This window comes from Sphingomonas sp. EU05-FHT14C10, assembly GCF_058790595.1.
This window is the reverse complement of sequence record NZ_JBYTEN010000007.1, coordinates 40,309-64,511: the sequence shown is the minus strand read 5'-3', so window position 1 is coordinate 64,511 and position 24,203 is coordinate 40,309. Positions and strand designations below refer to the sequence as shown.

Here is a 24,203-nt window from a genome sequence, read left to right as displayed (position 1 = left end):
CGATTTTTCTATCGCCTCCAAACGCTGGACGATCGGCGCTTGTCGGCGCTGCGTCCGCTCGGGCAAAGGGGCGCGAACCTCTCGGAGTCGCACATGCCCCTCCTCCGCCCGATCGCCGCCGCAGCCGCCCTGTTCCTCGTCTCGGCCTGCGCCACGCAGCCCGCCCCGCAATCGGCCAGCGCCGCAGTCGAGTCGAAGCCGACAGTCACCCTCCTGATCTCGATCGACGGGTTTCGCCCCGACTATCTCGATCGTGGCGTGACACCGGTGCTGTCGGGCCTTGCCGCAGGCGGGGTGAGCGCCGCGATGCGCCCTTCCTTTCCGTCCAAGACCTTCCCCAATCACTGGACGATCGTCACCGGGCTGACCCCCGACCATAACGGCATCGTCGCCAACAAGATGGAGGACGCCGCGCGGCCGGGCGAGACCTTCACCATGGCGACCGACGATCCCTTCTGGTGGAACGAGGCGACGCCGCTGTGGGTCGATGCCGAGAAGGCCGGCATCCGTACCGCCACGATGTTCTGGCCGGGATCGAATGTCGCCATCGGCGGCGAGCGCGCCAAGGCCTGGCCCAACGATATCAGCGGCGGCACGCGCCCCGAGGACTGGGCGCAGTTCAACCAGGTCATCAGCGGAACGCAGCGCGTGAACGGCGTGATCGACTGGCTGCGCCGGCCGGCGGCGATACGCCCGCGCTTCGTGACCGTCTATTTCGATACGGTCGACACGGCGGGCCACCAGTTCGGGCCGGCCGACCAGCGGACCACAGCGGCCGTCGCCGATGTCGACGCGACGATCGGCAAGCTGATCGAAGGCCTCAGGCAGCTGAACCAGACGGCGAATATCGTGATCGTCGCCGATCATGGCATGGCCGCGACAAGCAGCGAGCGGACGATCGCGCTCGACAGGATCGCCAACCCGGCCGACTATCGGATCGAGGAGACCGGCCCCTATGCCAGCCTCTTCCCCGTCGCCGGTCATGAGGCGGCGCTGGAAGTCGCGCTGCTGAAACCGCACGATCACATGCAATGCTGGCGCAAGGCCGAGATTCCGGCGCGCTTCAAATATGGGACCAACCCGCGCATCCCGCCCTATTTCTGCCTCGCCGAAACCGGCTGGGCGATCGCGGAGACCACGCCGACCAAGCCGACGAGCGGCGGCAATCATGGCTATGACAATCAGTCGCCCGACATGGCGGCGCTGTTCATCGCCAATGGGCCGGCGTTCAGGCCGGGGGTAAAGCTTGCGCCCTTCGACAATGTCGACGTCGCGCCGCTGCTCCGTGATCTGATCGGCCTGCCGCCCGCGACACGCACCGACGGCACCGATGCGCCGTTCCGGAGCGTTCTCATCAAATAGATCCGCCCGGCGGACGAAAGGAGAGTGTGATGCAGTATTTCGAGGATCTGGAGGTCGGATCGAAGCAGCGCTTCGGACGCTATGAGGTGACACGCGAGGACGTGCTCGATTTCGCGCGCAAATTCGATCCCCAGCCCTTTCACTTGTCCGACGAGGCCGCCGCCAAGACCTATTTCGGCCGCATCGCGGCGAGCGGCTGGCATACGGCCGCCATGTCGATGGCGATGATCGTCGAGAACCTGACCAAGCATCAGCAGGCCGGCATGGGCGGGATCGGGATCGACGAGTTGCGCTGGCACCGTCCCGTTTATCCGGGCGATGTGCTGACCTGCGAAAGCGAGCTTCTGGAAAAGACGCCGTCGCGCAGCAAGCCCGATCGCGGATCGTTCCGCAGCCGCCTGACCGTCTTCAACCAGAATGACGAGCCGGTAATGTCCTACGTCAATACCGCGCTGATCGGTCGCCGCCCTATCCAGGAATAGCCTTCGTCATTGCGAGCGCAGCGAAGCAATGATGGTGAAGGCTTGTCAGCCCGCGCCCAGGCCGAAGCGGACGCTGCGCGCCTCGCGAAGCTGCCAGACGATCAGCGTCGGCAGGCCGATCGCCACATCGCGCGCACGCTTGGCGACCGAGAGCGCGAGCGCGGTCTCCACCGGCAGCCCGAACAGCGGCCCGGCAAGCGCATAGGCTGCTTCCTGCACGCCCAGCCCGCCGGGAATGGCGAAGGCGACGCCGCGCAGCGTGAAGATCAGGCTTTCGAGCGAGAGCACACTCCACACCGAGATATCGACGTCCATGAAGCGCAGGACGATCCACGCCCCGATCCCGCTGCCGACCCATGCGGCGAGATTGAGGAAGAAGGCCGTCACGACGCGCGCGCGGCGCGTATAGATATGCTCGAGCTCGGCCCTGATTTCGGCCAGCGTCGCCGCCGATCCTGGGACGAAACGCCCGGCGAGGTTCGCCATCGCGTCGAGCACGCGGCCCTGCGCCAGGAAGAAGCCGAGGATGATCGCGACCATCACCCCGGTGCCACCGAGGATGAGCGGGCGGAGCGACGTGACCGCGCCGTCCCCGATCAGCAGCGACGCCATCAATGACAGGCCGAACAAGGTGAAGACGAGCTGAGCAGCCATTTCGGTCGTCATGTCGACGACCATCGCACCATAAGCCTTGCTGGTCGCGACGGCATGGCCGCCCAGCGTGCGCGCCGCGAGCACGATCCCGCCAAGCTGCGAGAAGGGCAGCATGTCCGCCGCCGCCTCGCGCACCATCCGCGCCCAGGCGAAGAGCGGGAGCCGATCCACGCTCTCCCCCGGCGCGGCCGCCAGCCACGCCCCGCCAAGCAGACCGAAGACGCCCAACGACCAGCCGCAATAGATAATGAAGCCGCCAGGGCCGACGCGCCCGGCAATCCGGAATATCTCGGCAAAGCCCGTCGCGCCCAGGGTCCAGAGCGCGATGGCGAACCCGACGGCCGTCGCCAGCAGGATAAGGTGGCGCGCGGAAATGGTCAGGCCGCCGGCTTGGGTTTCGGTGCGAAACGCAGCGCCAGCCGCATCATCGCGGGCACGAAGCGCGGGCGGATCAGGCGCTTGTCATAGGGCGCAAGGCGCTTGTCGTTCTCCGACAGGCAGATGCGCGCCAGTTCGGGGAAAGTCACCTCGACGCCCAGCTCCTTCGAGCCGTTGAGCGTGAAGTTGTTCTCCTGCGCCTTGGTGTTGTCTTCCCCCATGCCCTTGGCCATATCGATCCTCTCCCAGATAAGGAAGAGCCATACGACGAGCACCTTGGCCTCGAAATAGGGCCGGCGCCACCAGGGCATGTTGCGCCGCCACCACGCGACCCAGTTGACGAAGAAGAGGATGTGCCGCCCTTCCTCGCGCATCACCGGCTCGAACGTGTCGATCAGTTCGGGCGGAAAGAAGCCGGTATCCTTGGCCATCCTGAAAAGGCCGAAGCCGAAGAAGCTGTCGATGCACTCGGAATAGCCCGATCGCATGAAGGCCCATTCGGCGTCCCTGGGCTTCTTGTAGTCGGGCTCGGGCTGAAGCTCGATGCCGTAGGCGCGGACCATGTCGGCGAGCACGACCTTGTGGCGGCGCTCCTCGAACGCGTCCATCTGGACCGCCGCCTTGAGCAGCGGGTCCTTCACCGTTTCGCCGAAGGTCTTCACGAACAGGCCGGTGCGCCCCTCGGTCTGCACCGCCATGTCCCAGATCGGCAGCGAGACGATCTTGTCGCGCGTCGCCGGCTCCAGATCGGGCCAGTCGATCAGCGCGGGGCGGTAAGGATCGTGCGTGTCGAGCAGCATCCGGCTGAACAAGGTCAGATGCTCGGGGCTGCCCAGCTTCACCGCACCTTGCGGCAACGGTGCGGCGGCATCGAACTGCCCCCAGTCAGGCACGAGATTCATAACGCTATCCTACACGAAATCGGCGAACCGGCCGAGCGTGACGCTCTCGCGCCGAATCAGTTCCTTCGCAACCTCGTCGGTGAGCGCGGCGAGCTCGCCTTCATAGTCATAGCCGGGCGCGGAACCCGGATAGGCGGCGGTCGCAGGATGCGTGTAAAGCTCGGTCAGCCCGTCAGGCAGATGCGCGATCAACCCGCGCACGCGCGGCGTCGTCATCGCGCCCGACCAGGCAAGACCGAACACCGCATCGGGCACCGTCATCCCCGCCCCGCGCATCCTGCGACGAACGAGCTTCGCCCAGCGCGTCTCGATCCCCGGGCCGGAAACGGTGCCGTCGATCGCCTGCAATGGCGCCTTGGGCTCGATCGGCGCGCGTACCGATTTCATCCCGTGACGCCGGCCGATCTTGAGGATCGTCGAGGCGATCGTCGGGTGGAGATGGAAATGCTTGTGCGCGTTGACATGGTCGAGCGGCAGCCCGGTCGCGGCGAAGGCGGCGAACTGCGCCTCGATCTCGGCGGAAAGCTGGCGGCGCGCGGCCGGAGACGCAAAAATGGCGATGCCGGCGCGGATCATGTCCGTCCGGAAATTACCGTCCGCATCGACGAGCGCGGGCACGCATTCGGGCGGCAGCATCGGCCGCCCCTCGACCAGCACGACATGCAGCCCGACGCCCAGCCGGGGCAGGCTACGCGCACGATCGACGGCATCGGCCGCGCCCGCGCCCGCGACCATCAGGCTGGCGGCGGTCAGGATGCCGTCGCGATGCGCGCGCTCGACGGCTTCGTTGACCTGCAACGAAGCCCCGAAATCGTCGGCGGTGACGATCAGGCGCTTCATGCGCCGCGTTCCCCGGCCCCCTCTCCGCCGGGGAGAGGGAGATCGGTCACGCCGCTTCCTTGCGATGACGGAGGAAGGAGAAGAATTCGACGCCTTCGCGCAGGCGGCGCTTCATCATATCCCAGTCGCGCACCATCTCGCCCACGATCGAGCCGATCTTGCGCGGGCGGAAGTAGAAGCGCTTGTAGAACTCTTCCACCTTGTCGAAGATCACTTCGGACGACAGATGCGGGTAGCTGAGCTGCGCGATCTGGGTGCCACCATCGGTCAGCAGATGATCGGTGCCGTCGAACCAGCCATTCTCGACCGCCTGATTGTAGAGGAAGGTCCCCGGATAAGGCGCGGCGAGCGACACCTGGATGGTGTGCGGGTTGATCTCGATCGCATATTTGATCGTTTCCTCGATCGTCTCGAGCGTCTCGCCCGGAAGACCCAGGATGAAGGTGCCGTGGATGACGATGCCGAGCTCGTGGCAATCCTTGGTGAACTGGCGCGCGACATCGACGCGCAGCCCCTTCTTGATGTTGTGCAGGATCTTCTGGTTGCCGCTCTCATAACCGACGAGCAGCAGGCGCAAGCCATTGGCCTTCAACACTTCCAGAGTCTTGCGGGGCACATTTGCCTTGGCGTTACAGCTCCACGAAACGGGGAAGCCCGGCTTGCCGAAGCCCAGCTTGCCCAGCGCGATCGCCAGTTCCTCGACGCGCTCATGATTGTCGGTCAGCGTATCGTCGTCGAAGAAGATCTCCTTGGTCTCGGGGATTTCCTTCAGGATATATTCGACTTCCTCGATCACCTTGGGGATCGAGCGGAAGCGATAGTTGTGACCGCTGATGGTCTGCGGCCACAGGCAGAAGGTGCAACGGCTCTTGCAGCCGCGGCCCGTGTAGAAGCTGACATAGGGGTGGCGCAGATAGCCGCCGAAATATTTCTCGATCGTCAGGTCGCGCTTATAGACGGGCGAGACCATGGGCAGCACGTCCATGTCCTCGATGATCGCACGATCCTTGTTGCGGATGAACTCGCCGCCGGGCGCGCGCCACGTGATGCCGTCGACATCGGCGAGCGGCTTGCCCTCCGCAATCTCCAGCAGCGTGAAATCATATTCCTCGCGCGCGACGAAATCGATGTCGGGGCTGGCTGCAAGGCTCTTGTCCGGCTCGACCGCGACCTTGGCGCCGACGAAGCCGACCAGCGCCTTGGGGTTGCGCTGCTTGATCAGCGCGGCGGTGCGGATGTCCTGCCCGAAGCTGGGCGTCGAGGTGTGCAGGACGATCAGTTCCTTGCCGTCCACCTCATGCGCGATGTCTTCCCAGCTCTGGTCGTGCGCGGGTGCGTCGATCAGGCGCGACCCCTCGATCATCGCGGCGGGCTGGGCGAGCCAGGTGGGATACCAGAAGCTCTTGACCTCGCGCTTCATCTGGTAGCGCGCGCCGGCGCCTCCGTCATAGCCGTCGAACGAGGGGGCCTGAAGGAACAAGCTGCGCATCATGAGTGGGGAATCTCCGTCTCGGCCAGAACGCGGCCATTACCTGACATTGTAAGCCTCGCGCCGCGCCAATCAACCGATCGCGCGAAGAAAGAGGCGATGAAGATCGCGAAACTGATGCCATCGCGCAACGGCAGCAGCAGGAGCGAGGCGGTTCGGCTACCCCCGATCCGGTCCGCAACCAGCGCGACCGCAAGCCGCGAGGCCAGCGCCGCTGCCGTCGCGACAAGCCCCGCGACGGACGCGAAGGGCAGCGCGAGCAGCGCGATCGGCAGCGGATAGGCGATGATCGACGCGGCATATGTCGCGCCCGGCACCAGTTCGCGCACCGTCGCGCCCCAGCGCAGTTCGTGCCGCCAGAGCGCGCCGAGGCTCGCCTCGGTCGAGGCATGGGTGACGAGCATCGGGGGGACCACGACCTTCAGGCCCAGTTCGCGCACCGCGACGCCGATCGCATGATCGTCGGCCAAAATATCGGCAAAGCGAGCGAAACCGCCGATGCGGTCGAGCGTCTCGCGGCGCAGCGCGATCGTCGATCCCATGCAGGGCTGCGCGATGCCCAGCGCGACGCCGAACACCGCGCCGGGCAGGAATTGCCAGCTCAGCCCGGCGGCCGCGACATGCGACCAGAAACCCGCATCGCCGCGCCCGCGATAGAGGCAGGTGACCGCGCCGACGCCGTCATGATTCAAGGCGGCAAGCACGCGCGCCAGATAATCGGGTGCGACCGCGATATCGCTATCGCTGAGGATCACTACGTCATGCGCGACGGCGCGGCTCATGGTGACGAGGTTGGAAACCTTGCCGTTCGCGCCATGGACCGACGCGTCGCGGACGAGCACGATGTCCGCGCCGGGATGCGCCGCCTTGAGCGCCTCCACCACCGCGCCGGCGGGATCGCCGGGGCGCTGGACGCCACAGATCATCTGCACCGCGCCGTCATGACGCTGGGCAAGGAAAGTCGCGAGATTGGCCGCGAGATCGGGCTCGGCGCCGTGAAGCGGCTTCAGCAGCGTGACGGGTTCGCTCCCCGTCGGCGCTTCCCCGGCGGCCCGGAAATAGCGCGCAAGGACGAAGGCCACGACGAGCATATAGGCCGCGCCAAGCAGCGCTAGCAGCGCCAGCGCCTCGCCGAGAATCGTCATAGCCATATCGATCGGTCTATCCGCAGCCATGCCGCCTGTGTAGGGTCATGCCGTGCTGCGGAAAATTCATACCCACGGCTGATTCACGCATGGCCGAAACCATTCTCGTCACCGGCGTGTCCGGTTTTGTCGGCTCGGCCGTCGCGCGCGTGCTTGCCGCATCGGGCCGGCAGGTGCGCGGACTGGTGCGCGCGTCCAGCCCGCGCGCCAACCTGACGGACTTTCCCGGCGAACTCGTCGAAGGCGACGCGCGCGAAGCCGCGAGCATGCGCGCCGCGATGCAGGGCGTCGATCATCTCTTCCATGTCGCCGCCGACTACCGGCTGTGGGCGCCCGATCCCGAGGAGATCGTGCGCAACAACCGGGTGAGTACGGAGACGGTGATGCGCGCCGCGCTCGACGCCGGGGTGAAGCGCATCGTCTATACGTCGAGCGTCGCGACGCTGAAGCCCGGCGACGACGCGCCGAGCGACGAGCGCGCCGCCGCGCGGCCCGAGGAAGCCGTCGGCGCCTACAAGCGCAGCAAGGTCGTCGCCGAACGCCTCGTCGAGGCGATGGTGCGCGACGAAGGCCTGCCCGCCGTCATCGTCCAGCCCTCCACCCCCATCGGCCCGCGCGACGTGAAGCCCACGCCCACCGGCCGGATCGTCGTCGAGGCGGCGAATGGGCGGATGCCTGCCTATCTCGATTCGGGGCTCAACCTCGTCCATGTCGACGATGTCGCGGCCGGCCACCTGCTCGCCTTCGAGAAGGGGCGCATCGGCGAGCGCTACATATTGGGCGGGCAGGATGTGATGCTGGGCGACCTGCTCGGCGAGATCGCGGCGATCGTCGGACGCAAGCCGCCGCGCGTCGGCCTGCCGCGCGCGCCTCTGGTCCCGCTGGCGTGGATCAATGAGCAGATTGCGCGCGTCACCGGCAAGGATCCGTTCCTGACGCTCGATTCGCTGAAGATGTCGCAGCACCGCATGTTTTTCTCGTCGGCCAGGGCCGAGGCGGAACTCGGCTATCGCGCGCGGCCCTATCGCGAGGCGCTGGTCGATGCGGTCGACTGGTTCCGCAAGGCGGGCATGATCGGATGATCTGGACGGTCGTTGGGGCGATCGCGCTGGCGATCTGGCTGGTGCTGATCCTTGCGCGCCACGGCTTCTGGCTGGCGCGCGAGCGCGATACGCGCGATCTGCCCCCTCTCCCCGCACAATGGCCTTCGGTGATCGCCGTCGTGCCCGCGCGCGATGAGGCCGACGTCATCGAACGATCGATCGGCAGCCTCGCCGCGCAGGACTATCCCGGCGACTTCCACATCCTGCTGATCGACGATTCGAGCAGTGACGGCACCGGCGATCGCGCGCGTGCGCTCGGCTCGTCGCGCGTCGAGGTCGTCACCGGCCAGCCGCTCGCGCCCGGCTGGACAGGCAAGCTGTGGGCGGTGTCGCAGGGCGTCGCGCTGGCGGGTGACAGGCCGACCTATCTGTGGCTGACCGATGCCGACATCGCGCATGCGCCCGATACGCTGCGCAGCCTCGTCGCGCGCGGCGAAGCGGGCAGGCTCGCGCTCGTCAGCCTGATGGCCAGGCTCAACTGCGCGACCTTTGCCGAGCGGATGCTGATCCCCGCCTTCGTCTTCTTCTTCCAGATGCTTTACCCCTTCGGCCTCGTGAACAGGCCTCGTGGGCTTGGCGGCGCGGCGGGCGGCTGCATGCTGGTGCGCCGCGAGGCGCTGGAGCGGGCGGGCGGGATCGCCGCGATCCGGGATGCGCTGATCGACGATTGCACGCTGGGCGCGCTGCTCAAGCGGCAGGGGCCGGTCTGGCTGGGGCTCACCGATCGCTCGGTCAGCATCCGGCCCTATGAGGATCTCGCCTCGGTCGCCGCGATGATCTCGCGATCGGCCTATGCGCAGCTCCGTTATTCGCCGCTGCTGCTTGCCGGCACGGTGATCGGCATGGCGCTGGTCTATGCGGCCCCGCCCCTGCTCGCCATTTTCGCTGAGGGAATGCCCCGTCTGCTCGGCCTCGCCACATGGGCATTGATGGCGATCAGCTTCCAGCCGATGCTGCGCTTCTACCGTCAATCAGCCTTGTGGGGGGTTGCATTGCCCGTGATCGCCGCCTTTTACGCTGGCTGCACCCTGCTTTCCGCGTGGCAGCATGCGCGCGGACGCGGGGGAATGTGGAAAGGCCGCGCACAGGCGGCGGCGGGAAAATGATGCAGGCAGCCGAACTCGCTTCCGGAAAAGGGCATGAGGACGAGAATTTTCCCGTCGCCAGCCTGTTGCTGCGCGCCGAATATCGCCCGCCGATCATGGCCTTCTACCGCTTCGCGCGCGCGGCGGACGACATTGCCGACCATCCCGAGGCGACCGCCGACCTGAAGCTGGCCGAGCTTGCGCATATGCGCGCCGGGCTCGACGGCGCGGGCGCGCCCGAGGCGATGGCGCTGCGCGACGCCATGGCCGCGCGCGGGATCGATCCCGTCCACGCGCACGAACTGCTCGATGCCTTCGTCCGCGACGTGACGGTGACGCGCTATGCCGATTGGGACGATCTGATCGGCTATTGCCGGCTGTCGGCGGTGCCGGTCGGCCGCTTCGTGCTCGACGTGCATGGCGAGAGCCGCGACACCTGGCCGGCCAATGACGCGCTGTGCGCCGCATTGCAGGTGATCAACCATCTGCAGGATTGCGCGAAGGATTATCGGACGCTCGACCGCGTCTATATCCCGCTCGACACCGGCCTTGTCGTCGATCAGCTGCGCGACGATCGCGCCAGCCCCGCATTGCGTGCGATCATCGTCGCGCTTGCACAGAAGACGCGCGACCTGCTCGACCAATCGGCAGGCTTTTCCGCGATGATCCGTGATCGCCGCCTTGCTGCAGAAGTAGCCGTGATCCAGCGGCTTGCTATCAGTCTTTGCCACCGTCTCGCAACGCGCGACCCGCTGAGCGAGCGCGTGCATCATGGCAAGGTCGAGGCGCTGTTCCTCGCTGCCGGCGCGGCGATCCCGGCCCTTCTCCGGCGCGCGGCATGAGCCAGTCCCCCCCCGCCGCCTCGCGCAGTTCCTTCTACTCTGGGATGCGCGTCCTGCCCCGTGCCGAGCGCGAGGCGATGTTCGCCATCTATGATTTCTGCCGCGTGGTCGACGATATCGCCGACGACCAGCAGGGCGACCGCCCGGCACGCCGCGTCGCGCTCGACCAGTGGCGCGCCGATCTCGATGCGCTCTATGCCGGGCGCGATCCCGGGCAAGCAGCGCCGCTCGCCGAGGCGGTCTCGCGCTTCGGCCTCGCGCGCGAGGATTTCGAGGCGGTGATCGACGGCATGGCGATGGACGTCGAGCGCGACATTTGCTGGCCCAGCGAGGCCGAGCTCGATCTTTACTGCGATCGCGTGGCTTCCGCCGTCGGGCGGCTTTCGGTGCGCGTGTTCGGGATGGAGCGGGAGCCCGGGCTTGCCCTCGCCCATCATCTCGGCCGCGCGCTCCAGCTCACCAACATATTGCGCGACATCGACGAGGATGCGGCGATCGGCCGCGTCTATCTGCCGATCGAGCGCCTGTCGGCAGCAGGCATCGTGCCCGAAACGCCGGCGCAGGTCGCCGCCGATCCGCGTGTCGACACGGCCGTCCGCCCGATCGCGGCGGCGGCGCACGATCATTATCGCGCCGCGCACGCGATCCTGAAGGCACGGCCCCAGGGCCATCTGATCGCGCCGCGCCTGATGGAGGCGGCCTATGCAAGGCTGCTCGCGCGGATGGAAAAGACCGGCTGGGCGCCCCCGCGCCAGCGCGTGAAGACCAACAAGATCGCGCTGCTGTGGACGGTCGCCCGGCTGCTGGTGACGCGATGAGCTTTGCACGCGCGACGATCGCCGGCGCGGGGCTCGCCGGCCTGTCGGCCGCCGTGCGGCTGTCGGAGGCCGGGATCGCCGTCGCCATCTCGGATTCGGCGGCGCAGGCGGGCGGGCGGTGCCGATCCTATCATGACCAGCAGCTCGGCCTGACTATCGACAATGGCAACCATCTTGTCCTCGCCGGCAATGACGGCGTTGCGCGCTTTCGCAAGGCGGTGGGTGCGGAAGCGCCGCTGGCCGGCCCCGCGCAGGCCGATTTCGCCTTCGCCGATCTCGGCACCGGCGAGCGCTGGACGGTGCGGATGAACGGCGGCCGCCTGCCCTGGTGGGTGGCGCTGCCTTCGCGCCGCGTGCCGGGGACGCGGCTGCGCGATTATCTGGCGCTCGCGCCGCTTCTGGCCAGGGACGGCGGCGCGCGCGTCGGCGATCGCATCGCGACGCGAGGGCCGTTGTGGGATCGGTTGCTGGGGCCGGTGCTGCTCGCTGTGCTCAACACCCCGCCCGACACGGGATCGGCGGCGCTCACCGCCAATGTGCTGCGCGAGACGCTGGGCCGGGGCGGCCGCGCGATGCTGCCGCGCATCGCCGAGCCGAGCCTTGCCGCCGCCTTCGTCGATCCGGCGACGGGCTGGCTGGCCGCGCGCGGCGCACCGGTCGCGCTTGGGCGCCGGCTTCGCGCCGTCGAGATCGAGGGTGATTTGGTGACCGCTCTGGTCTGGAGCGATGGCCGGCAGCCGGTCGCCGGGGACGAGGCCGTGATCCTTGCCGTGCCGCCCTGGGTCGCCAGCGCGCTGATCCCCGAAGTCCCGGCGCCTGACCAGTATCACGCGATCGTCAACGGCCATTTCGCGGTGCCCGCGCCTGCGGGCGCGCCCGCCATGCTCGGGGTGATCGGCGGGACCGCCGAATGGGTCTTCGCCTTTCCCGATCGCATATCCGTCACGGTCAGCGCGGCGGAGGCGATCGTCGATGCGGATCGCGAGGCGCTGGCGCGGCGCTTCTGGGCCGATATCTGCGCGGCCTATGGCATCGATGCACCGATGCCTGCCTGGCAGATCGTCAAGGAAAAGCGCGCGACCTTCGCCGCCACGCCCGATCAGGAACCCAAGCGCCCGGCGGCGCGGACGCGCTGGCGCAACCTGTTCCTCGCGGGCGACTGGACCGATACCGGGCTGCCCGCGACGATCGAAGGCGCGATCCGATCGGGCGAGACGGCGGCAGGGTTGGTAATCGCGGCCTCAAGGGGTTAATTGGCGGCATGGCAACGCTCATCGAAACGACCGACACGCTGGATGCCGTCGACGAGGCCGTCGATCGCGCGGCCTCCGCGCTGACCGCCGCGCAGCGCCCCGACGGCCACTGGGTGTTCGAGCTGGAAGCCGACGCCACCATCCCCGCCGAATATGTGCTGCTGCGCCATTATCTTGGCGAGCCGGTGGACGAGGTGATCGAGGCCAAGATCGGGCGCTATCTCCGCCGCATCCAGTCGGCCGATCATCATGGCTGGGGGCTGTTCCACGGCGGCGCCTTCGATGTGAGCGCCACGGTGAAGGCCTATTATGCGCTGAAGATGATCGGCGACGATCCGCAGGCGCCGCACATGGTCCGCGCGCGTGACGCCGTGCTCGCGGCGGGCGGCGCTGCGGCGGTCAACGTCTTCACGCGCATCCAGCTTGCACTGTTCGGCGCGGGTCCATGGTCGACCGTGCCGACGATGCCGCCCGAGCTGATCCTGCTGCCGCGCAGCTTCCCCATCCATCTTTCCAAGATGAGCTATTGGGCGCGCACGGTCGTGGTGCCGCTGCTCGTGCTGTGCGCGGCGCGGCCGCTTGCCCGCAATGCGAAGGGCGTGAAGGTCGACGAGCTTTATACCGGCAAGGCGGTGCGCGCGGGCACCAAGGCCGCCGATCCCAAATGGCTGTGGACGTTGGGCTTCAATACGCTCGACAAGCTGCTGAAGGCCGGCGACGCGCTGTGGCCGAAGCGCCTGCGCGCCCGCGCGATAAAGGCCTGCGAGACCTGGGTGATCGAGCGGCTGAACGGCGAGGACGGGCTCGGCGCCATCTATCCCGCCATGGCCAACAGCGTGATGATGTTCGATCTGCTGGGCTATGCCGAGGATCATCCCCACCGCGCGATCGCCCGCCAGTCGGTCGAAAATCTGCTCGTCATCGGTGAGGACGAAGCCTATTGCCAGCCCTGCGTCTCCCCGGTCTGGGATACTGCGCTTGCCGCGCACGCCATGCTCGAGGCCGGCGGCGAAGCCAACGAGGCGCGTGCGAAGGCCGGGCTCCACTGGCTGAAACCGCTTCAGGTGCTCGATGTCGCGGGCGACTGGGCCGAGGAGCGCCCCGGCGTCCGCCCCGGCGGCTGGGCCTTCCAGTATAACAACGCGCATTACCCCGATCTCGACGACACCGCCGTGGTGGTGATGGCGATGGACCGCGCCCAGATCGCCGATCGCATGCCCATCGACCGCGGCGTCGAATGGACGGTCGGGCTCCAGTCCCGAAATGGCGGCTGGGGTGCGTTCGATGCCGACAACAGCTACGACTATCTGAACAACCTGCCCTTCGCCGATCATGGCGCGCTGCTCGATCCGCCGACCGCAGACGTGTCCGCGCGTTGCGTCTCGATGCTCGCCCAGCTTGGCGAGCGGCGCGACACCAGCCCGCGCATGGCCGCCGCGATCGAATATCTGCGGCGCGAGCAGGAACCCGAAGGAAGCTGGTTCGGTCGCTGGGGCGTGAACTATATCTACGGCACCTGGTCGGTGCTCTGCGCGCTCGGCGCGGCGGGGCTGGACGGCGACGATCCGATGGTCGGGCGCGCGGTCGACTGGCTGAAGACGATCCAGAACCCCGATGGCGGCTGGGGCGAGGATTGCGAAAGCTATGCGCTCGACCGCACCGGGCACCTTCCCGCGCCTTCGACGGCATCGCAGACCGCCTGGGCTCTGCTCGGGCTGATGGCGGCGGGTGAAGTCGACAGCGAAGCGGTGAAGCGCGGGATCGACTGGCTGGCGGCGAACCAGCAGGCCGATGGGCTGTGGGGGCAGGAATATTATACCGGCGGCGGTTTTCCGCGCGTTTTCTACCTGCGTTATCACGGTTATCCCAAATATTTCCCGCTGTGGGCGATGGCGCGCTATCGCAATCTCAAGCGATCCAACACGCGCCGCACGGCGTTCGGCATGTGACGTTCATCGTCGCCTGCGGCCTGAAGCGCGAGGCGCGCCTGATAACCCAGCAGGGACGCGACCTGTTCGCGGTGGCGGGCGGCGGCAACGATGCGCGGCTCGAACGCGAACTGGAGAAGCTGGCGCGCCTCTTCCCCGGCGCCATCGTATCGAGCGGACTCGCCGGCGCGCTCGATCCCGCGTTGAAACCCGGCGCCGTGGTGGTGGGCGGCGACGCCTCGTTCGTCGAGAAGCTGGGCGCCGCCCTGCCCGAGGCCGTCGTCGGCCGCGTGCTGGGGCATGAAGCGATGGCGGCCACGGTCGCCGAGAAGCAGTTGCTCCACCGCATGACGGGCGCCGCCGCGATCGACATGGAAAGCCATGTCGCCGAGCGTGTGGCGCGGAAGCTGGGCCTGCCTTTCGGCGTGATCCGCGTGATTTCGGACGGCGCAGGCGACGAGCTCCCCCCGGCTGCGCGCGTGGGTATGAAGCCCGATGGCGGAATGGCGCTGGGCGCAGTGCTTGCGTCGCTTGCCCGCGCGCCCGGTCAATTGCCCGCGCTGATCCGCACGGGTCGCGACGCCGGGCGCGCGTTCAGGATATTAGGCGGCCTTTACGACACGCTTGGACGCGTTGGGATTCTCGGCCTTGATCTTCGCCAGTTCACGCTCGACGTGCGATGAATAGACGTCCTCGGCGGGACGCTGCGCCGAGAGATCGATATCGGGCGCCAGCGGGCCATCGGTCCGCACGCCCTTGCGCGAGATCTTCATCAGCTTGAGCGGGTGGCGGATCGAGTCCGTCGCCGCCGTGCCCTCGAAGCCGCAATGGACCATGCAGTCGGCGCACTTCTCATATTTGCCGACGCCGTATTTGTCCCAATCGGTGCCTTCCATCAGTTCCGCGAAGGTCTTCACATAGCCTTCGCCGAGCAGATAGCAGGGCTTCTGCCAGCCGAAGACGGTGCGCAGCGGCATCGACCAGGGCGTGCATTCATAGGTCTGGTTGCCGGCGAGGAAATCGAGGAACAAGGGCGAGTTGGTGAAGGTCCACGCCTTGCCGCCATTGCCGCGGCTGAACACGTCGCGGAAGAATTTGCGCGTGCGCTCGCGGTTGAAGAAATGCTCCTGATCGGCGGCGCGCTCATAGGCATAGCCCGGCGAAATGGTGATCTCGACGCCCAGCGCCTCCATCTCGTCGAAATAGGCCGCGAGCCGCGCCGGATCGGCGCCGTCGAACACCGTGCAGTTGACCTGCACGCGGAATCCCCTGGACTTGGCGAGCTTGATCGCCTCGACCGCCACGTCATAGGTGCCCTTCTGGTCCACCGCATGATCGTGCATCTCGCGATCGCCATCGAGGTGGATCGACCAGGTGAAAAAGGGCGAAGGACGATATTCGTCGATCTTCTTCTTCAGCAGCAGCGCGTTGGTGCACAGGATGACGAACTTCTTCCGGGCGATATAGCCTTCGACGATGCGTGCCATGTCGCGGTGCAGCAGGGGCTCGCCGCCCGCGATCGAGACGGCGGGCGCACCGCACTCGTCGATCGCCTCCATGCACTGCTCGAAGCTCATCCGCTGGTTGAGGATCGCATCGGGATAATCGATCTTGCCACAGCCGGGGCAGGCAAGATTGCAGCGAAGCAGCGGCTCGAGCATCAGCACGAGGGGATATTTGCCGCCTTTGATGTGCTGCTTCAGCGTGTAGGCGCCGATGCGCGCGACCTGCGAAAGGGGAAGACTCATCCGGTAATATCCTACTCTGCGCCTATTCGGCCGCCGCCGCTGACTGCCGCAATATCGCCGGGAGGGCAAATTGAACCTTTTCCTCGACACCCTCAAGCTGGCCGACCGTGACCGGGCGGACACGGCGGATCGCCTCGATCACGCTGTCGACGAGCACGTCCGGCGCCGATGCGCCGGCCGTGATGCCGACCGTTTCCACACCGGCAAGCCATGCCGGATCGACGCCGTCGCCATCGTCGACCAGATAGCTGGGCACGCCCATCTCGTCGCCGATCTCGCGCAGGCGGCTGGAATTGGAGCTGTTCTGCGCGCCGACCACGATCAGCAGGTCGCTGCGCCGGGCGAGGTCGCGCACCGCCGTTTGGCGGTTCTGCGTCGCATAGCAGATGTCGGCGACATCGGGGCCGACGACATCGGCAAAGCGTTCTTCAAGCGCCGCAATCACGCCGCGCGTGTCGTCGACGCTCAGCGTCGTCTGGGTGATATAGGCGACGGGCGTAGCCGGATCGATCGCCAGCGTGGCCACGTCCTCCGGAGTCGAGACGAGATGGATGGGGGCATCGATCTGTCCCATCGTGCCGATCACCTCGGCATGGCCGGCATGGCCGATGAGGATCAGCGTGCGGCCCGCGCGCGCATAGCGGCGCCCCTGATTGTGCACCTTGGTGACGAGCGGGCAGGTGGCGTCGAGCACCGGCAGGCTGCGCGCCGCAGCCTCCGCCTCGACCGAGCGGGCGACGCCGTGCGCGCTGAACACGGTCGGCATATCGGCCGGAATCTCGTCCAGTTCCTCGACGAAGATCGCGCCCTTGCTGCGCAGCCGATCGACGACGTGGCGATTGTGGACGATCTCGTGCCGCACATAGACGGGCGCGCCGTAGCGATCGAGCGCACGTTCCACCACCTCGATCGCGCGGATGACGCCCGCGCAGAACCCGCGCGGATTGGCGAGCAGGATGGAAAGCGGGCGCTGCGGGTCGGTGAGCATATCAGTCATGCGGTTCCGTTTGTCGAAATCCCCGTCCCATCGAGCGAGAGATAGTGGCTGGCACCTTGCTACGGAAGCCCAAAATATTGCGCTGCCGCAATTAGTGCGATCGTATGGGGCCGCCGGGATGGACGGCATGGCAGGATGCGCGATATAGGCCGCCGCCCGGACCTATGGAGCCATCCCGATGCGCGCACCCTCCCACGGCCTCCCATTCCTCGGCTTCGCCGCCATCGCGGCCGTCGCCCCCGCGCCGCTTCTCGCGCAGGCCGCCGATCCCGTACGCGCGACCGTGCAGGCGCTCGACGACGGCCTGATCGGCATCATGAAGGCGCGCGGCACGCAGGCGAGCCGCGCCGCGACGATCACCCCGGTGATCGACCGCGCGTTCGACCTGCCGCTGATGACGCGCCTCGCCGTCGGCCCGACATGGACGAGCATCGCCCCCCCCGATCAGCAGGCGCTGGTCGCCGCCTTCCGGCAGATGACGATCGCGCAATATGCCTCCAATTTCGACAGCTGGTCGGGCGAGAGCTTTACGGTCGCGCCCGATGTCGAGACGCGGGGTACCGACAAGCTGGTGCGCACCACACTGAACCAGCCCAAGCAGACGCCCGTCGCCATCGCCTATCGGCTGCGGCAAAATGGCGCGAACTGGAAGATCATCGACGTCTTCTACCGCAATGCGATCAGCCAGATCGCAACGCGCAGAGCGGATTTCGCGACCGTGCTTTCCAAGGGCGGGGCGAAGGCGCTGATCGCGCATCTCAACGCCATTGCCGCGAAGGGCGGCGATTGAGCCTTTCCTTCCTGCTGCCCATGGCGGCGCTCGCGGTGGTGCCACCCGAGTCGACACCCGCCGCCACGGCCGCGCCGGCCGTAAGCCAGGCTATGGAGGCCACCGCGCCGCCAGCTCGTGCCTCCGATGCGCCCGAGCTCAGCGATCCGCTGATCGATCCGGCGACCGAGGCCGCGCCGACCGCCCCCGCGAAGCCGCACAAACACCCCAAGGAGGATCCGCTCGAGGGGTTCAACCGCACCATGTTCAGCATCCATATGAAGCTGGACAAGGCGATCTACCGCCCGCTGGCGATGGCGCATAAGTCGCTGCTGCCCAAGGAAGCGCGGTCGGGCCTGCGCAACTTCTTCACCAACCTCAGCGAGCCCGTCGCTTTCCTGAACTTCCTGCTGCAGCTCAAGATCGGCAAGGCGGCGGAGACCTTCGCGCGCTTCGGCATCAATTCGACGCTGGGCATTGCCGGCTTCTTCGACATCGCCAAGCGCGAGGATTTCAAGCTGCCGCACCGCGACAATGGCTTCGGCAATACGCTGGCGCGCTATGGCGTGGGGCCAGGCCCCTATATCTTCCTGCCCTTCATGGGGCCGTCGACCTTGCGCGATCTGGCGGCGGAGCCCGCCGACGGCGCGGTGCTGCCCGTGGCGATCGGCAAACCGTTCAGCCGCGCCGAATATCAGCTCGCCACCGGCATCCTCAGCGGGCTCGACCGGCGCGCCGAGGCCGATCCCGAACTGAAGGCTCTGCTGGACGGCGCGGTCGATCCCTATGCGACGCTGCGCTCGGCGTGGCTGCAGAATCGCGCCGCCGAAGTGGCCGAGATCCGCGCGCGCAGGCACAGGAAGAAAAAGGGCGATACGGGCACGTCCCCGCAGGCCGATCCCCTTGCCGATCCGCTGACCGATCCCGTGTCCGGCCCACAGGGCGAAGCGCCGCGCGAACTTCAGGACGCCCTGATTCGTTCCGCTCCGCTGCCCCCGCCCGAGCCCGCGCCGACGCCGCGCTTCTGAAGACGCGGCGGGCCGAGCAGCGCGGGTTCGAAGATCAGCGCGCAGACCAGCGTCCAGGCAAGCGAGATCATCAATATCTTACCCATGCTCGCCGTGCCGGGGTGGTGCGACAGCCACAGGCTGCCGAACGCCGTCCCCGTCGCCAGCGCGCTGAACAGCACGCCGCGCGCCAGGCTCGACTGGAGCAGCCCGGTCGCGCCGCCGCGCCAGGCCATCACGAAATAGATGTGGAACGCCACGCCGACCCCGAAGAGCAGCGGGAAGGCGATGATGTTGGCGAAGTTGATCGGCTGGCCGATAAGCACGCAACTGCCCAGCGTCAGGAAGATAGACAGGACGACGGGCGCGAGGGTGAACAGCACCTCGCGCACGTCGCGCAGCACCGCGAACAGCAACAGGCTGACGAGCAGGAAGGCGATGACGCCCGCCTGCACGAAGGCGCCTGCGACCGTGCTCGCCGCCGCCTGCGTCGCGACGGGCAGGCCCGATATGGCGGGGGTTACTGTCTCGACCGCGTTACGGAAGCGGCGGATGACCTTGTTGTCGTTGGCGTCGCCGCTGGGAAAGACCTGCAGCCGGGCACGGCCATCGGGGGCCAGCCAGTCGCGGGCGAGCGCTGGCGGCAGATCGGCGCGCGTCACGGGAGCTGCCTGCAGCGCGGCGCGAATCTGATCGAGCATCACGCCCAGCGGCTTTGAAACCATGACGTTGGCGGCGGCGCGCTCGGCCGGCGTGCCCTTCGCCAGCCGGTCGAAGCCATCGGCAAGGCGGCGCGCATCGGCGGCGGGCTGGCTGGCGCCGGTGGCATTGGCGCGGAGCTTCGCGGCGATGCCGGTCAGCGCCGCGACCAGATCGGCATCGCTCGGCGGCGGGGCGACGTCAAACGGGTTGATCGTAAGATCGAGGAGCATCGACGCATCCTGGATCAGCGCGAGCTTCGGCGCCTGATCCTCAGGCACGAAGCTGTCGATCGAGACGACCTGCATGACCTCGGGCAGTTTCGAGAGGCGCACGGCGAGCGCCTGCGCATCGGCCTCGCTCTTCGCGAGCACATCGATCGTGTTGGGGGTGCGATCGGGATCGCGGGTCAGGTCGGCAAGCGTCTTCATCGCCGGCGCATGCGGATCGCGCAGATGAAGCGGATTGAAGTCGAACACCACCCACGGCAGCAACGCGATGCTGGCGACGAGCGCGGCGACGAAGGCCCAGAGCACGGCGCCGCGCCGGCGCTCGAGCAATTTGTCGGCGGGGGCAAAGGCCTTGAAGCCGACCTCGGCATGCGGGCGGCCGGGGCGGAGCAGCATGACCAGCGCCGGCAGCAAGGTCACGCTGAGCGCCAGCGCCACGACCATGCCGATGCCGGCGATGATCCCCAGTTCGGCGATGCCGACATATTCGGTGGGCAGGAATGCGCCGAAGCCGAGGAAGATCGCGCCGGCGGCAAGCGTGAGCGGCGCGCCGAGCGCGACGGCGGCGCGGCGGAGCGCATCACCGACATCCGCGCCATCGAAGCGCTCGGCATTGAAGCGCACGCTGATCTGGATGCCGAAATCGACGCCCAGCCCGACGAACAGCGGGATGAAGGCGACCGAGATGAGATTGAAACGCCCGACCGCGAGCAGCCCGACCGCCGCCGTCACCAGCAGGCCGAGGATGATCGTGATGACGATCGCGGTCACCAGCCGGACCGAGCGCGTCGCGAACCAGAGCGTCAGCAACATCGCGAGCGCCATGACCAGCCCGACGAAGCCGATATTCTCCTGCAGCGTCGCGAATTCCTCATCGGCCAGCGGCACTTCGCCGGTCAGCCGCGCATCGGCGCCGTGCGCCGCATCGATGCCGAGCTTGCGTACTTCGGCCTCCAGCGCCTGGGCCGCCGCCTCGCCGGGCATGAGATCGGCGTGGTTGAGGACGGGCTGGGCGAGGATCAGCCGGCGCGTCGGCGGCGCGAGCGCACCGCCCTCTCCCGCAAACAGGCGCTGCCACGAAAAATAGGCCGGCTTGCCCGCGAGCGAGGCGTCGATCGAGTCGGCCAGCGCGCGCATCGGCGCATCAATGCGATCGAGCGTCGCCTGCCCCGCCGCGACACCGTCGAGCATCGTGGAGAAAGCCGTGGTCACGCCACGCAGGCTGGGGTCGGCCGCGAGCGGGCCAAGCAGCGGCTGGGCCTCGACGAGCGCCGAGGTCGTATCCTTCACATCCTGGACCGAACCGAAGAGCAGGCCTTCGCGCGCGAACCAGTCACCGCCGTCGGGGCGACTGACGAGCCGGAAATGCGCCTTGTCCGCATCCATCGCCGCGCTGAGCCGCGCCGCGCCATCCTCAGCGATCTCGGGCGTGGCCCCGTCGATCACGACAAGCATCACGTCGCTCAGTTGCGGGAAGGCGCTTTCCATCGCCTCCTCCTGCATCCGCCAGCCGACGGTTGGGGAGATAAGCGCAGCCGTATCGGTGGTCATCGCGAAGCGCCCCATCGCGATCCACAGCGCGGCGGCGGCGACAATCAGCATCAGACCCAGCGTCACCCAGGGCCGCTTGACGCTTGCGGCGACGATTCCCGAGACCGGCGAGCGCATCAGCGCGTTCCCGCCGGCGGCCCCTTGGGGCCGAGGAAGTAGCGCAGATCGAGCCGGATCGTCTGGTTACCGCCGTAAAAATCGAAGGCGGCATCGCTGAACTTGGGCGGCGCGAGCCTGATCGGCGCGTCGTTGGAGAAGCCGACGCCTTCCTTCGGGATGCCAAACAGCCCGCGATCGACCTTCTGATTGTCATTCTCGTCGAGATAGGCCTGCACGGCATAGCGGCCTGGGCGCAGGCCCGAGACGGTGACGATCGTGCGGCCGGCATGCGCGGGCGCGGCGCCCGAGGCCGGGCAATTGTCCTTCAGGAACAGCGATTCCGGGCAGACATCGAGGCGCACATGCCCGTTCGAATTGCGGACATTGTCGACCTCGATCGTCAATACGCCCTGCCCCGCCGCCGGAGCGGCGGCGAGGATCAGTGGCAGGAGAATCGGAAGACGCAGGGCGATGCCGCGACGGCGGTAGGACGAACGCTTCATCGCGCCGCTTCTAGCCGAAACGCGGCGCGGCACAACCAACGCCAAGGTTTGGGAGTGCCCCTCCCCCCGGTCGGAGGAGAGAGGCCGGGCCGGGTCAGCCCCCGAACACCGCCGAATGGACGGTGGCGACTGCAGTCATCACCGATCCGATGCGCGCGGCGGCCTGGATGGCCTCGGCATTCACACCATGGCCCTTCAGCACCTTCTCGTGCGAATCGATGCACATGCCGCAGCCATTCTGCGCCGAGACGGCAAGGCAGAAGAGCTCGAAATCGTCCTTCTCGATGCCCGGCGCGCCGATGACGTTCATCCGCAGCTTGGCCGGCATCTGGCTATATTCCTTGTTCGAGGCGAGGTGCGTGAAGCGATAATAGACGTTGTTCATCGCCATCACCGCCGCCGCCGCGCGCGCCGCATTGGCGGCCTCGGGCGTGAGCTTGCCTTCGACTTCGGCCTCGGTCGCATCGACCAGCGGCTTGTGGCCGCTGCCGTGCGCAGTCGCGAGCAGCAGGCCATATTTGCGCTGGTCGCCCAGAAGCTGGTCGTTGAGCAGCGAGCTGATATTGAGGCGCAGATCCTTCGCGAAATCGGGGAGCGCGTCTGCAAATGCCTTCAGGGACATGGGGTTCTCCTTGGGAAGCGGGCAGGAAAAAGGGCGCGGAGCGGCTGCCCCGCGCCCCTCTTTTCAGTCGAGCTTAAGCGGCGACCTGGAGGACGTCGTCGCCCTGGTTCCAGTTGCACGGGCAGAGCTCGTCGGTCTGCAGGGCGTCGAGCACGCGCAGGGCTTCCTGCGGGTTGCGGCCGACGTTCAGGCCGTTGACGGTGACGTGCTGGATCATATTGTCCGGATCGACGATGAAGGTGGCACGCAGCGCGACAGCCTCGTCGGCGTGGACGATACCGAGCGCATTGGCCAGCACCTTGCCGTTGTCGGCAAGCCACGGGAAATCGGCGTCGGCCAGCTGCGGGTCCGACTTGCGCCAGGCCAGGTGGACGTGCGCGGTGTCGGTCGAAGCGCCGATCAGTACGGCGTCACGATCGGCGAAGTCCTGCTTCAGCTCGCCATAGCCGACGATCTCGGTCGGGCAGACAAAGGTGAAGTCCTTCGGCCAGTAGAAGATGACCTTCCACTTGCCCGGGAAACTGTCGTGGCTGAGCGTTTCGCCGGCCGGAAGCGCGGACGTGCCCTGCTGGACGGGAACGGTGAATTCGGGAAGCTTGTCGCCCACAGTAAGCATGAGATTCTCCTAGGAAATCAGAACCTCAGGCACCCTCGGTCCTCGCGCTCTTTTGAGCGTCGAGCTCGATCTAGTCCCTAGCGGGGTAGATTCAAGCGGAAAAATTGATTATTTGAAGCATATTGATCGAGTGAGCCAATGTCAGCCTATCTCCCGACCCTGAAGCAGCTTCAATATCTCGTTGCCTTGCGTGAGCACGGCCATTTCGGCCGCGCCGCTGATGCGATGTTCGTCACGCAGTCGACCCTGTCGGCGGGGCTGCGCGAGCTCGAATCGCTGATCGGGATCGTCCTCGTCGAGCGCACGCGGCGCGTGGTGCGCTTCACCCCGCTGGGCGAGGCGATCGTCGACAAGGCGCGGCGCGTGCTGCGCGAGGCCGAGGAACTGACCGACATGGCGCGCGCCGCCGGCCAGCCGCTTTCGGGCGAGATGCGAATGAGCGTGATCCCGACGATCGCGCCGTTCATGCTGCCGCGCATCCTGCCCAAGCTGCGCCGCGAACGCCCCGAGCTGAAGCTCTATTTGCGCGAGGAACCGAGCGCCGCCGCGTGCGAATCGCTGCATCACGGGCATGTGGACTGCGTACTGCTCGCCCTGCCCTATGCCTGCGGCGACATCGCGACCGCGCCGCTGTTCGACGACCGACTGTTCGTCGCCTTCCCCAAGGGCGAGCCCGACAATCCGCCCCCGACGATCATGCCCGACACGATCGACGAACGCCGGATGCTGCTGCTCGAGGATGGGCACTGCCTGAAGGATCATGCGCTCGCCGCGTGCAACCGACCCGAAATCCGCGCCGAGGCGACGATGCTCGGCACGTCGCTCCACACGCTGGTGCAGATGGTCGATAACGGGCTGGGCATCACCATCCTGCCCGAAATGGCGCTGAAGTCAGGCATTTTGGATCATACCGGCATCACCGCGCGCCCGATCGAGGCCGAGCATGATTCGCGGCGGATCGCGCTGGCATGGCGCCGCGGCAGCCCGCGCGAGAAGGATTTCCAGTTGCTTGCGGAGATATTGCGCCGCGAGGAATGACGATTGTTTCATCCTTTGGATTGAAACCGGATCGCTCCCGGTG

Annotated in this window: 23 protein-coding genes; 12 read left to right on the top strand and 11 right to left on the bottom strand. The window is 67.2% G+C overall.

What is annotated here, in order from left to right:
• Positions 1-93: 93 nt before the first annotated feature.
• Entirely contained in the window at positions 94-1,362 is a 1,269-nt protein-coding gene (locus tag AC3WT0_RS09205; RefSeq protein WP_492753214.1) for an alkaline phosphatase family protein, read from the top strand.
• Positions 1,363-1,391: 29 nt separating this feature from the next.
• Positions 1,392-1,844, top strand: a complete 453-nt coding sequence (locus tag AC3WT0_RS09200; RefSeq protein WP_492753213.1) for a MaoC family dehydratase — start codon at positions 1,392-1,394, stop codon at positions 1,842-1,844.
• Positions 1,845-1,889: 45 nt separating this feature from the next.
• Here AC3WT0_RS09200 and AC3WT0_RS09195 read toward each other — a convergent pair whose 3' ends face one another.
• From AC3WT0_RS09195 to hpnI, 5 genes are read right to left on the bottom strand one after another with little or no spacing between them, the layout of a single operon-like run.
• The gene (locus AC3WT0_RS09195) at positions 1,890-2,852 is read right to left on the bottom strand and encodes a lysylphosphatidylglycerol synthase domain-containing protein (RefSeq protein WP_492753320.1); all 963 of its coding nucleotides are present in this window, start codon (positions 2,850-2,852) and stop codon (positions 1,890-1,892) included.
• 23 nt (positions 2,853-2,875) lie between these two features.
• Positions 2,876-3,778 carry a ferritin-like domain-containing protein gene (locus AC3WT0_RS09190; protein WP_492753212.1) on the bottom strand — a complete coding sequence of 301 codons (903 nt, stop codon included), beginning with the start codon at positions 3,776-3,778 and terminating at the stop codon, positions 2,876-2,878.
• A 9-nt stretch (positions 3,779-3,787) separates the two neighbouring features.
• Entirely contained in the window at positions 3,788-4,618 is an 831-nt protein-coding gene (gene hpnK / locus AC3WT0_RS09185) for a hopanoid biosynthesis-associated protein HpnK (RefSeq protein ID WP_492753211.1), read from the bottom strand.
• 46 nt (positions 4,619-4,664) lie between these two features.
• Positions 4,665-6,110 carry a hopanoid biosynthesis associated radical SAM protein HpnJ gene (gene hpnJ / locus AC3WT0_RS09180; protein WP_492753210.1) on the bottom strand — a complete coding sequence of 482 codons (1,446 nt, stop codon included), beginning with the start codon at positions 6,108-6,110 and terminating at the stop codon, positions 4,665-4,667.
• A complete protein-coding gene (hpnI, locus tag AC3WT0_RS09175; protein WP_492753209.1) occupies positions 6,107-7,258 on the bottom strand; it encodes a bacteriohopanetetrol glucosamine biosynthesis glycosyltransferase HpnI in 1,152 nt (383 codons plus the stop codon). Before hpnI ends, hpnJ begins: the two co-directional genes overlap by 4 nt.
• A gap of 83 nt (positions 7,259-7,341) precedes the next feature.
• On the opposite strand from hpnI, the gene hpnA reads away from it, so the two are divergent.
• From hpnA to AC3WT0_RS09140, 7 genes are read left to right on the top strand one after another with little or no spacing between them, the layout of a single operon-like run.
• Positions 7,342-8,334 (top strand): hopanoid-associated sugar epimerase, encoded by a 993-nt coding sequence (hpnA, locus tag AC3WT0_RS09170; protein WP_492753208.1) that lies wholly within the window; start codon positions 7,342-7,344, stop codon positions 8,332-8,334.
• A complete protein-coding gene (locus tag AC3WT0_RS09165; RefSeq protein WP_492753207.1) occupies positions 8,331-9,461 on the top strand; it encodes a glycosyltransferase in 1,131 nt (376 codons plus the stop codon). Before hpnA ends, AC3WT0_RS09165 begins: the two co-directional genes overlap by 4 nt.
• Complete coding sequence (gene hpnC, locus AC3WT0_RS09160) at positions 9,461-10,282, top strand: squalene synthase HpnC (protein WP_492753319.1); 822 nt, start codon at positions 9,461-9,463, stop codon at positions 10,280-10,282. The genes AC3WT0_RS09165 and hpnC overlap by 1 nt, the downstream gene beginning before the upstream one ends.
• A complete protein-coding gene (gene hpnD, locus AC3WT0_RS09155) occupies positions 10,279-11,100 on the top strand; it encodes a presqualene diphosphate synthase HpnD (protein ID WP_492753206.1) in 822 nt (273 codons plus the stop codon). The genes hpnC and hpnD overlap by 4 nt, the downstream gene beginning before the upstream one ends.
• The gene (hpnE, locus tag AC3WT0_RS09150; RefSeq protein WP_492753205.1) at positions 11,097-12,353 is read left to right on the top strand and encodes a hydroxysqualene dehydroxylase HpnE; all 1,257 of its coding nucleotides are present in this window, start codon (positions 11,097-11,099) and stop codon (positions 12,351-12,353) included. The genes hpnD and hpnE overlap by 4 nt, the downstream gene beginning before the upstream one ends.
• Before the next feature lie 8 nt (positions 12,354-12,361).
• The gene (gene shc, locus AC3WT0_RS09145; RefSeq protein WP_492753204.1) at positions 12,362-14,302 is read left to right on the top strand and encodes a squalene--hopene cyclase; all 1,941 of its coding nucleotides are present in this window, start codon (positions 12,362-12,364) and stop codon (positions 14,300-14,302) included.
• On the top strand, positions 14,299-14,964 hold the full coding sequence (locus tag AC3WT0_RS09140) for a phosphorylase family protein (RefSeq protein ID WP_492753203.1): 666 nt from the start codon (positions 14,299-14,301) through the stop codon (positions 14,962-14,964). Before shc ends, AC3WT0_RS09140 begins: the two co-directional genes overlap by 4 nt.
• Here the strand turns inward: AC3WT0_RS09140 and hpnH are convergent.
• Together hpnH and ispH are read right to left on the bottom strand one after the other, a co-directional pair.
• The gene (gene hpnH, locus AC3WT0_RS09135) at positions 14,884-16,029 is read right to left on the bottom strand and encodes an adenosyl-hopene transferase HpnH (RefSeq protein ID WP_492753202.1); all 1,146 of its coding nucleotides are present in this window, start codon (positions 16,027-16,029) and stop codon (positions 14,884-14,886) included. The genes AC3WT0_RS09140 and hpnH overlap by 81 nt on opposite strands.
• 22 nt (positions 16,030-16,051) lie before the next feature.
• Positions 16,052-17,017: a 4-hydroxy-3-methylbut-2-enyl diphosphate reductase gene (gene ispH, locus AC3WT0_RS09130; protein WP_492753318.1), complete on the bottom strand. Its 966-nt coding sequence runs from the start codon at positions 17,015-17,017 to the stop codon at positions 16,052-16,054.
• A gap of 187 nt (positions 17,018-17,204) precedes the next feature.
• Here ispH and AC3WT0_RS09125 point away from each other — a divergent pair, with 187 nt between their 5' ends.
• Positions 17,205-17,816, top strand: a complete 612-nt coding sequence (locus AC3WT0_RS09125; RefSeq protein WP_492753201.1) for an ABC transporter substrate-binding protein — start codon at positions 17,205-17,207, stop codon at positions 17,814-17,816.
• A complete protein-coding gene (locus tag AC3WT0_RS09120) occupies positions 17,813-18,823 on the top strand; it encodes an MlaA family lipoprotein (protein WP_492753200.1) in 1,011 nt (336 codons plus the stop codon). Before AC3WT0_RS09125 ends, AC3WT0_RS09120 begins: the two co-directional genes overlap by 4 nt.
• On the opposite strand, the gene hpnN is transcribed toward AC3WT0_RS09120, so the two are convergent.
• From hpnN to AC3WT0_RS09100, 4 genes are all read right to left on the bottom strand, one after another.
• Complete coding sequence (hpnN, locus tag AC3WT0_RS09115; protein WP_492753199.1) at positions 18,757-21,399, bottom strand: hopanoid transporter HpnN; 2,643 nt, start codon at positions 21,397-21,399, stop codon at positions 18,757-18,759. The genes AC3WT0_RS09120 and hpnN overlap by 67 nt on opposite strands.
• Positions 21,399-21,884, bottom strand: coding sequence for a DUF2141 domain-containing protein (locus AC3WT0_RS09110; RefSeq protein ID WP_492753198.1), 486 nt, complete (start codon positions 21,882-21,884; stop codon positions 21,399-21,401). The genes hpnN and AC3WT0_RS09110 overlap by 1 nt, the downstream gene beginning before the upstream one ends.
• A gap of 94 nt (positions 21,885-21,978) precedes the next feature.
• Positions 21,979-22,506, bottom strand: a complete 528-nt coding sequence (ahpD, locus tag AC3WT0_RS09105) for an alkylhydroperoxidase, AhpD family (RefSeq protein ID WP_492753197.1) — start codon at positions 22,504-22,506, stop codon at positions 21,979-21,981.
• 73 nt (positions 22,507-22,579) lie between these two features.
• Positions 22,580-23,122, bottom strand: a complete 543-nt coding sequence (locus tag AC3WT0_RS09100) for a peroxiredoxin (RefSeq protein WP_492753196.1) — start codon at positions 23,120-23,122, stop codon at positions 22,580-22,582.
• Positions 23,123-23,260: 138 nt separating this feature from the next.
• Here AC3WT0_RS09100 and AC3WT0_RS09095 point away from each other — a divergent pair, with 138 nt between their 5' ends.
• Positions 23,261-24,160, top strand: a complete 900-nt coding sequence (locus AC3WT0_RS09095; protein ID WP_492753195.1) for a hydrogen peroxide-inducible genes activator — start codon at positions 23,261-23,263, stop codon at positions 24,158-24,160.
• Positions 24,161-24,203 lie beyond the last annotated feature (43 nt).

Bases quoted from the DNA above. Each gene is read 5' to 3' on its own strand.
- AC3WT0_RS09165 (WP_492753207.1), top strand. From the start codon at position 8,331: ATGATCTGGACGGTCGTTGGGGCGATCGCGCTGGCGATCTGGCTGGTG.
- AC3WT0_RS09125 (WP_492753201.1), top strand. From the start codon at position 17,205: ATGCGCGCACCCTCCCACGGCCTCCCATTCCTCGGCTTCGCCGCCATC.
- AC3WT0_RS09200 (WP_492753213.1), top strand. From the start codon at position 1,392: ATGCAGTATTTCGAGGATCTGGAGGTCGGATCGAAGCAGCGCTTCGGA.
- hpnC (WP_492753319.1), top strand. From the start codon at position 9,461: ATGCAGGCAGCCGAACTCGCTTCCGGAAAAGGGCATGAGGACGAGAAT.
- AC3WT0_RS09110 (WP_492753198.1), bottom strand. From the start codon at position 21,884: ATGAAGCGTTCGTCCTACCGCCGTCGCGGCATCGCCCTGCGTCTTCCG.
- AC3WT0_RS09190 (WP_492753212.1), bottom strand. From the start codon at position 3,778: ATGAATCTCGTGCCTGACTGGGGGCAGTTCGATGCCGCCGCACCGTTG.
- hpnE (WP_492753205.1), top strand. From the start codon at position 11,097: ATGAGCTTTGCACGCGCGACGATCGCCGGCGCGGGGCTCGCCGGCCTG.
- hpnI (WP_492753209.1), bottom strand. From the start codon at position 7,258: ATGGCTATGACGATTCTCGGCGAGGCGCTGGCGCTGCTAGCGCTGCTT.
- hpnD (WP_492753206.1), top strand. From the start codon at position 10,279: ATGAGCCAGTCCCCCCCCGCCGCCTCGCGCAGTTCCTTCTACTCTGGG.
- hpnJ (WP_492753210.1), bottom strand. From the start codon at position 6,110: ATGATGCGCAGCTTGTTCCTTCAGGCCCCCTCGTTCGACGGCTATGAC.
- ahpD (WP_492753197.1), bottom strand. From the start codon at position 22,506: ATGTCCCTGAAGGCATTTGCAGACGCGCTCCCCGATTTCGCGAAGGAT.
- hpnA (WP_492753208.1), top strand. From the start codon at position 7,342: ATGGCCGAAACCATTCTCGTCACCGGCGTGTCCGGTTTTGTCGGCTCG.
- ispH (WP_492753318.1), bottom strand. From the start codon at position 17,017: ATGCTCACCGACCCGCAGCGCCCGCTTTCCATCCTGCTCGCCAATCCG.
- hpnK (WP_492753211.1), bottom strand. From the start codon at position 4,618: ATGAAGCGCCTGATCGTCACCGCCGACGATTTCGGGGCTTCGTTGCAG.
- hpnN (WP_492753199.1), bottom strand. From the start codon at position 21,399: ATGCGCTCGCCGGTCTCGGGAATCGTCGCCGCAAGCGTCAAGCGGCCC.
- shc (WP_492753204.1), top strand. From the start codon at position 12,362: ATGGCAACGCTCATCGAAACGACCGACACGCTGGATGCCGTCGACGAG.
- hpnH (WP_492753202.1), bottom strand. From the start codon at position 16,029: ATGAGTCTTCCCCTTTCGCAGGTCGCGCGCATCGGCGCCTACACGCTG.
- AC3WT0_RS09205 (WP_492753214.1), top strand. From the start codon at position 94: ATGCCCCTCCTCCGCCCGATCGCCGCCGCAGCCGCCCTGTTCCTCGTC.
- AC3WT0_RS09100 (WP_492753196.1), bottom strand. From the start codon at position 23,122: ATGCTTACTGTGGGCGACAAGCTTCCCGAATTCACCGTTCCCGTCCAG.
- AC3WT0_RS09095 (WP_492753195.1), top strand. From the start codon at position 23,261: ATGTCAGCCTATCTCCCGACCCTGAAGCAGCTTCAATATCTCGTTGCC.